This is a genomic window from Bacillus sp. 05T31 (assembly GCF_056396725.1).
Genome location: NZ_JBFTMA010000698.1, coordinates 1 through 2,333, shown reverse-complemented (window position 1 = coordinate 2,333; position 2,333 = coordinate 1). Strand labels below are relative to the sequence as shown.

The 2,333-nt window shown below is 33.2% G+C and carries 2 protein-coding genes and 1 pseudogene; all 3 read right to left on the bottom strand.

The window, feature by feature from the left end:
• Positions 1-230 (bottom strand): annotated as a pseudogene (locus AC1DJR_RS26795) (helicase); the annotation flags it as partial.
• Complete coding sequence (locus tag AC1DJR_RS26790) at positions 220-1,497, bottom strand: ParB N-terminal domain-containing protein (RefSeq protein ID WP_234815547.1); 1,278 nt, start codon at positions 1,495-1,497, stop codon at positions 220-222. The pseudogene AC1DJR_RS26795 and the gene AC1DJR_RS26790, both read right to left, overlap by 11 nt.
• Before the next feature lie 11 nt (positions 1,498-1,508).
• Positions 1,509-2,333, bottom strand: an 825-nt coding sequence (locus AC1DJR_RS26785; RefSeq protein ID WP_477003937.1) for a restriction endonuclease, incomplete at its 5' end; no start/stop codon positions are given.

Genomic DNA, 2,333 nt, shown 5'->3' with positions numbered 1-2,333 from the left:
GTACATACCCGAGATAGCGCTTTATTAATCTTTTCAATCAGTTCTTGTAACGATACATAATTAATATTACTATTAATCAATAAGTCATCAAAGTTATCAAAATAACTTTGATAACGATCTAAAATACGCTTCACTCTGCCTTGTTTAAAATATTCATCCTTCGTATCTTGAAGTTGAAAAAATTCCTTTTCCTCAAATACTACCGTAATAAGTTTTGGATTAGATTTCATCGTCATAAATTTCAATCAACTCTCTACTAATTAAGTTTATTTGAATTAAATACTCCCTAATTTCATTAATTTGATCTTTACTAAAATTATTAAAGTTCAAATTCCCGGTCAATCCTTCACCTTTTTGCATATCTTTTAGACTATTTAATGTCTCTTTTACATCTCCTATAAAACTATCAATATTTTTCCCGCGATTTTGTCGATTTCGTGTTCGAACATATTCTTCATTTATTTCTCTAATTTCTGGACTGGCTATTTCAATTACCCTTCTGAATTCTGTTGCAGAAGTAACTGGATGTTCTTCAAAGGTATCTCTCAAATTATCAACAGAATCCTCAATTGCATCATTAAAATCCTCATTTGCCGCGGTTGTTAGTACGTCTTTGAAATAATCACGAACTTCACGTACCGTGTCCCCACCAGTAGCTAACATTTTTGTTAATAAAGCAAAAGAAGTAATTTTACTTTGTTCATAGGCTGGCCCCTTTTTAGGAAATTGAACATTTAATTTTTTAGCCAATTCATATAAAGGATTATATAATTTTGTATCTTTAATAATATGGTATGCATTCTCTTTAGTATTGATAAATTCTAAAAATTCACGCATTAACATAACCGTTGTGGTGCGGTTTTTGATTTCTTTTGGTTTAATATTTGCTTCTTTAGCATAATCATTCTCTGTCATCAGTTTATCAACTACAACAGTTTGATAAATATCTACCGATAGATCCACTGGATCATACGCTTGACGTTCTTCTGTTCCCATCTGAATAGCTAATTCAAGTCTCTTGATTTCCGCCCGTTCAGTTTTCGATGCATAAGTAAACGGTAAGATAACTGCTTCAAATAAATAAGTTTCTCCCGTTTCTTCTGCTAATTGCCTCAAAGCTGTATACCTTCTATTTCCATCAATAACCCGGCCATCTGCTAAAACATAACCAAAAACTTTCTGACCAGACTCTCGGATAGACTTTTTAGTTTGCTTTAATTTAGCAGCATTATCTTCTACAATCATTTTTGCAATTAGTTGATTGTATTCTGGGTTTTCATTATCTCTAGCAGGTTCCAATCGAATATCTTGTCGAGAAATAGCCGAAGCAATTCGGCCATTCTCTGCATTGTAATAAAGATATTTTAATGGAATACGGTATACATCTAACATACCGTCATTTACATTTGGAATTTGTATCGGTAATTTCGGTTTTGCTCCAGTTTTTACTAATTGACCATTTTGGACCAATTCTAATAATGAAATGTCTTTATCCACTGTTTTACCCCTCATTCTTCAGACAGCTTTCTAATTGTAGAATATACTTGTTGCGCACTTGTCGCCTCTATGAATTCAATATGATGTTCTTTCAATGTATCAAAGAATTTCTTTTGAATATCAATAATTCTTTGATCTTCCAACCTCATATTCTCAGCTTTAGTTTCAACAAGTACATACACACTTGAATCATCTTCTTTTTCAATCATATAAATGAAGTCTGGCGTTGTTGAGCCTCCGGTATATTTTGGAACCTGAATCGCCCGTCTAGGTAGCTTCCCAAAGACAGTTACCTTGTCATTATATCCATGTCGTAACAAGTCTCTTTCAGGCGTTACACTATCATACCTCATTGGAGGAAGTTCATAGAGATAGCGATTATCTTCTTGCGCTTGTTCATCAATATTTACTCCAATAATTTCTGCATTGATATCATCCACAAAACTATCCATTTCAGGATTATAAATTGCTGTACGCGCTTGAAAGTCTAATTTTTTATATTCATAAGCTTGTGCAAACATTTCATCAAACCGCTTTTTAAATTCTCGGGTAATGTTATTAAGGGATAATTCACTTAAATATCTCGCATCACCTTTTAAAGATGACTTCATAAGTTTAAATAAGTTTGCATGGACCTCCTTGATAGGAATACCTGTTGCTATATTAATTCTTTTAACAAACTTCCCATAAGCCATACCCGGCAAGTATATGCGTTGATACTCAGTTTCTTGTTCTCGCAAAATAACACTCTCGTTATCATCACTTGCATGCAGAGATTCCTTCATTTGCATAGGAACTTCACATTCATATAAACTGGGGTCACCAACTATTTGCTC